The sequence below is a fragment of the Albidovulum sp. genome, assembly GCF_008933605.1.
Lineage (GTDB): Bacteria > Pseudomonadota > Alphaproteobacteria > Rhodobacterales > Rhodobacteraceae > Albidovulum.
This window is the reverse complement of sequence record NZ_WBUS01000191.1, coordinates 1-5283: the sequence shown is the minus strand read 5'-3', so window position 1 is coordinate 5283 and position 5283 is coordinate 1. Positions and strand designations below refer to the sequence as shown.

Annotated in this window: 5 protein-coding genes; 2 read left to right on the top strand and 3 right to left on the bottom strand. The window is 70.8% G+C overall.

Going from position 1 to position 5283, the window contains the following annotated elements; all coding sequences use genetic code 11:
- Both F9K34_RS16825 and F9K34_RS16820 read right to left on the bottom strand, forming a co-directional pair.
- The coding region (locus F9K34_RS16825; RefSeq protein WP_291338270.1) for an ABC transporter permease at nt 1-1126 on the bottom strand (1126 nt) is incomplete at its 3' end.
- A complete protein-coding gene (locus F9K34_RS16820; RefSeq protein ID WP_291338269.1) occupies nt 1120-1827 on the bottom strand; it encodes an ABC transporter ATP-binding protein in 708 nt (235 codons plus the stop codon). The genes F9K34_RS16825 and F9K34_RS16820, both read right to left, overlap by 7 nt.
- Before the next feature lie 191 nt (nt 1828-2018).
- Between F9K34_RS16820 and F9K34_RS16815 the strand changes: the two genes are divergently transcribed.
- Nucleotides 2019-2615, top strand: coding sequence for a L,D-transpeptidase (locus F9K34_RS16815; protein WP_291338268.1), 597 nt, complete (start codon nt 2019-2021; stop codon nt 2613-2615).
- 41 nt (nt 2616-2656) lie between these two features.
- Nucleotides 2657-3742 (top strand): tRNA 2-selenouridine(34) synthase MnmH, encoded by a 1086-nt coding sequence (gene mnmH, locus F9K34_RS16810; protein ID WP_291338267.1) that lies wholly within the window; start codon nt 2657-2659, stop codon nt 3740-3742.
- A gap of 26 nt (nt 3743-3768) precedes the next feature.
- Here the strand turns inward: mnmH and selD are convergent.
- On the bottom strand, nt 3769-5283 hold a 1515-nt coding region (gene selD, locus F9K34_RS16805), incomplete at its 5' end, for a selenide, water dikinase SelD (RefSeq protein ID WP_291338266.1).

The window sequence follows — 5283 nt, the reverse complement described above, 5'->3', positions numbered from 1 at the left end:
CCGCAGAGGCAAGGCCGAGGAGCGCCGCGATGGCATAGACCGACCAGGAGCCGCGGAAGATCAGGTAGGGAAAGTCGAAGAAGCGGGCGTAGAGCCGCGCCATCCCGTGCGCGAGCCATGCCCCCGCGCCCCAGCCCATGAGGATGCCGACGAAGGCGGTGAGCGCCGCAAGCATCAGGTAGTGCTGGGCGATCTGGCCGTTGCTGTAGCCGAGCGCCTTCAGCAGCCCGATCTCGGCGCGTTCCAGCGCGACGATGCGGCCGAGTACCATGTTCACCAGGAACGCGGCGACGCCGAAGAAGATCGGCGGCATGACGACGGTCATGGTCCAGAGTTGCTGGAGTTCGGAGGAGACGAAGCTGTGCGAGATCTGGCGGTCGCGGCCATGCGCCCCGATGCCGCCGTAAGGGGCGAGGAGCGCGTCGATCCGGTCGATGACCTCGGGTTCCGAGGTGCCCTTGTAGAGCGCGATGTTCAGGCTGTTGAAAGCCCCCGACATGTCGAAGGCGGCCGAGGCCGCGCGGTCGGGCATGAAGATGACGCCGAAGCCCTCGTTGTCGGGCATCATCGCACCGGGGCCGAGCGTGTAGATGAACTCGGGCGACAGCACCGTGCCGGTGATCGTCAGCTCCCGCCGGGTGCCGTTGAGGTTGGCGAAGAACCGGTCGCCGAGCGTGAAGCGGTTGGCCCGCGCGAAGGGTTCGTTCACCGCGACCTCGTTCGCGGCATCGGGATCGGGCAGCCGGCCCGAGCGCAGCAGCGGCAGGTTCAGGAGCGGCTCGCCCGAGGCCGGCAGCGAGATCACGCGCCCGACGGCGGTTTCCTCCCGCCCGGGAATGTCGAGCGTCACCAGCCCCTCGGTCCGCGCCTCGGCGCTGCGCACGCCCGGGATGGCAGCCAGTTCGGGCAGGACCGTCAACGGCACCCGCCGGGCGGAGGCCCAGACATCGGCGAAGCGGTTGCGCTCGTAATACGCGTCGCGGCTGTCGCCGAGCGCCTGATACATCACGAAGGAGGTCAGCAGCGCCGCCACGCCGCAGCCGAGCACGAGCGCGATGGCGAGCGCCTGCGCCCAGAGCCGGACGAAATCGCGCCAGAGCTTGCGGTCGAGCGCGCGCATCACCATTCGATCTCCGACGGGTCGATGCGGGTCTCGTTCGCCTCGGTGCTGAGAATCCGTCCGTCCTGGAAGCGGATGACGCGGTGCGCCATCCTGCGGATCGCGACGTTGTGGGTGATGACGACCGTGGCCGTGCCAAGCTCGTCATTGACCCGCTTCAGCGCCTGAAGCACCTGCACCCCGGTCTGGCTGTCGAGCGCGCCCGTGGGCTCGTCGCAAAGCAGCACGTCCGGCCGCTTGGCGATGGCCCGGGCGATGGCGACGCGCTGCTGCTCGCCGCCGGAAAGCTCGGCCGGGAAATGGTCGAGCCGGGGCGCGAGCCCCACCATCCCCAGCGCCTCGGCCGGGCTCATCGGGTTCCTCGATACGTCGGTGACGAGCTGCACGTTCTCGCGCGCGGTCAGCGAGGCCACGAGGTTGTAGAACTGGAAGACGAAGCCCACGTGGTCGCGCCGGTAGGCCGTCAGCGCCCGGTCGCCGAGACCCGTCAGTTCCTGGTCGCGGAACCAGACATGGCCATCGGTCGCAGTGTCGAGGCCCCCGAGGATGTTGAGAAGCGTGGATTTCCCCGACCCCGACGGGCCGAGAAGCACGGTGAACTCGCCCTCGTAAAGCTCGAGGTCCACGCCGTCGAGTGCGCGGACCTGTATCTGGCCGGTGTCGTAGATCTTGGTCAGGCCGGTGGCGCGGAAGACGGGAACGGGCATGGGCTATCCTCTGCCGGCCTTATCGACGGGGAAAGGCCACCCCGTCCTTGATCCGCCTCAAACCCTCTGCGCCGGGTGCCGCTGTCGGGCGCAATTGCGCCTAGTCAGGGCCATATTCATAATGAAAATGGAACCAGTCGCAGGGCTTTCCTGCCTTTGTAGCTGATTCGGACCGAAAGCCGAGTGTCATGATGGATCGACGTTCTCTCCTCCTCACCGGTGCCGCCGCGTTGGCGGTCACGGCCGCCGGCCGCCCGGCCCTCGCCATCCCCGCGGTGGAGCCGCCTCCACCCTCGGCGCCTATCTCCGGACTCGCGATTGCGCCCGAACTCTATCCGACAGTCGTCACCGTGCGTCGCGATCTGGAGCCGGGAACGATCCATGTGATCTCGTCGAAGTACTTCCTCTACTACATCGTCCGCAAGGGCGTGGCGATCCGCTACGGCGTCGCCGTCGGCAAGGCCGAACTCGTCTTCCGGGGTGCGGCCGAGGTCGGCAAGAAGGTGGAATGGCCCAGCTGGAAGCCGACGCCCGAGATGATCGCGCGCAACCCCGGAGCCTATGCAAAATACGCCGACGGGATGCCAGGGGGGCCGAAAAACCCGCTCGGCGCGCGGGCGATCTATCTCTTCCAGAACGGCCGCGACACGGCGATCCGCATTCACGGCACGATCGAGCCGAACTCCATCGGCAAGTCCGTCTCCAACGGCTGCCTGCGGATGGTGAACGAACATGTCATCGACCTTTACGGCCGCGTCGCGCTCGGCGCCCCGGTGATGGTCTACTGACGGGGGTTCCCGAGCCCGGGCCCGGGCGCTAAGAGGGGGCCATGGCGCTCACCCCCACGATCCGCACCTTCGCAACGCTCGCCGAGGTGGCCGCGCTCGACCACGACGCGGTGATCGACGTGCGTTCGCCTTCGGAATTTGCCGAGGACCACCTGCCCGGCGCGATCAACCTGCCGGTGCTCGACGATGCCGAGCGTGCGCGCGTCGGCACGATCTACAAGCGGCAGTCGCCCTTCCTTGCCCGCAAGATCGGCGCGGCGCTCGTCGCCCGCAACGCCGCCCGCCACCTCGAAGGGCCGCTCGCCGAACTTTCAGGGGGCTGGCGGCCGCTGGTCTACTGCTGGCGCGGCGGCCAGCGCTCCGGCTCCTTCGCCACGATCCTCGCGCAGGTCGGCTGGCGGGTGGAGCTGGTCGAAGGCGGCTACAAGTCGTGGCGGCGGCTCGTGGTCGAGACGCTGCACGACCGTCCGGTGCCGAGCCCGGTCGTCGTGCTCGACGGCAATACCGGCTCGGCCAAGACCGAGCTGCTCGCGCTGCTCGCGGCCCGGGGGCTTCAGGTCATCGACCTCGAGGGGCTCGCCAACCACCGCGGCTCGCTCTTCGGTGCGATGCCGGGCGGGCAGCCCTCGCAGAAGGCCTTCGAGGGGCGGCTCGCGATGGCGCTCGCGGCACTCGATCCCGCCCGTCCGGTCGTGGTGGAGGCCGAAAGCTCCAAGGTCGGCGACATCGCGCTGCCGAAGCAGCTCTGGGCCGCCATGGCCGCCGCCCCGCGCATCCATGTCGCGGCGCCGGTCGAGGCCCGCGCGGCCTATCTCGCCCGCGCCTATGCCGACCTGACCGAAGACCGGGCGCGTCTCGCCACGGTGATCGAGAGCCTGCGGCCGCTGCACCCGGCCGAAGTGATCGACACCTGGCTGGCGCTCGCCGCCGAGGGCGCCTTCGCGCTGCTCGCGGCCGAACTCATGGCGCGCCACTACGACCCGCGCTACGAAAAGCACCGGGCCCGCTTCGCCGACGGCCGCGAGCGCGTGGTGGAGGCGCAGAGCCTCGCGCCTGAAGCGCTCGCCCCGCTTGCCGACCGGATCGCGCTGGCGATTGGCGCGCTTGTCCCGGCGACCTGCCGCTGACCGCGCGCCGGCCGGCCGCCGCCGGATCAGTCCTCGACGGTCAGGAAGGGCGCGCCCGCCACCACCTCGCCGATGACGGCCGGCCGTTCCCCCGCCGCCCTGAGCCGGTGCACGAGGTCGAGTGCCACGCCCGCCGGCACGGCGGCGAGAAGCCCGCCCGCCGTCTGCGGATCGAAGAGAAGGTCCGCGCGCGGACCCTCCGTCATGAACATCCGCGCCATCGCCCCCCGGTTCGCGGGCAGCAGCGTGGAGCCATGTCCCTCGGCCGCCAGCGCCTCCGCCCCCGGCAGGAGCGGCACGTGGGCGAGCGAGATCCGCGCCGCCACGCCCGAGGCGTCGAGCATCGCCAGAAGGTGGCCGGCCAGCCCGAAGCCCGTGACATCGGTCATCGCATGGGCCTCGGGCGCAAGAAGCCGCGCGGCCACCCCCTGCGGCCGGGCCATGGCGGCGAGCGCCCGCACCACGACCGCGCCCGGCGCGGCCCCCGCCATCTCGGCCGCCAGGATCACCCCGGTGCCGATCGGCTTGGTCAGTATCAGCCAGTCGCCCGGCCGGGCGCCGGAGATCGTCACCGGCTTCTGCGCCGCGAGCCCGGTGACGGTGAACCCCACCGTCAGTTCCGCGCCGAGGCTCGTGTGCCCGCCCACCACGTCGGCGCCCTCGCCCGCGAAGACGGAGGCGGACGCCTCCATGATCTCGGCCAGCGTCCGCGCCTGCAGCTCGGCGCTCATCCGCGGCAGGATCACCTGCGCGAGCGCCGCCTGGGGCCGTGCGCCCATCGACCAGACATCGCCCATCGCGTGGACGGCGGTGATGCGCGCCAGCATCCAGGGATCCTCTGTGAAGGCGCGCACATGATCGGTCGTCAGCACCTGGTGCCCCTTGCCATGGGTCAGGATCGCCGCATCGTCGCCCAGGCCCGACAGAACGTCGGGCCTGGCCGGCCGCGGCAGGTGGGCGAGCGCCGCCTTCAGCTCCGCCTGTCCCACCTTCGCGCCGCAGCCGCCGCACAGCGGCTTGGCGGAAGCAAGCTCCTCGGCCACCCCGGCGGCCACCCTTGCCGGCAGGGCCAGGGCCGGCATCCGTGGAAGTTGATGGAACATCGCCATGAAGCGCCGGTCGATCCGGTCCTTCCAGCGCCAGAGCCACGCCCCGTCGAGGGGCAGGCCCCACTTGTCGGCGACGGCGCCCTTGCTGCCGGTGGAGATCAGCTTCAGGTAGTCCTGCTGCGGCCGGTAGGCCCGCATCCTGCTTTGGCCGGTCAGTGCCACGCCGAGGTTGTGCAGGAGCACCGGCGCCTGGCGGACGGCATAGACGCCGGCCTTCGGGCGCGGCGCGAAACCCATGTGGGCGATGTCGCCGGCGGCGAAGACCGCCGGGTCGGTCACGCTCTGCAGGCTGGGGCCGACGGTGACGAACCCGTCGCTGAGCGCAAGGCCCGTCTCGGCGAGCCATTCCTGCGGCCGGGTCGCGGCCGCGCCGAGGACGAATGCCGCGTCCACGCGTTCGCCGCCCTCCAGCCGCACCGCCCCCGGCTCCAC

Excerpts from the sequence above, each read along its gene's own strand:
- F9K34_RS16820 (WP_291338269.1), bottom strand. The coding sequence starts at position 1,827 with ATGCCCGTTCCCGTCTTCCGCGCCACCGGCCTGACCAAGATCTACGAC.
- F9K34_RS16815 (WP_291338268.1), top strand. The coding sequence starts at position 2,019 with ATGGATCGACGTTCTCTCCTCCTCACCGGTGCCGCCGCGTTGGCGGTC.
- mnmH (WP_291338267.1), top strand. The coding sequence starts at position 2,657 with ATGGCGCTCACCCCCACGATCCGCACCTTCGCAACGCTCGCCGAGGTG.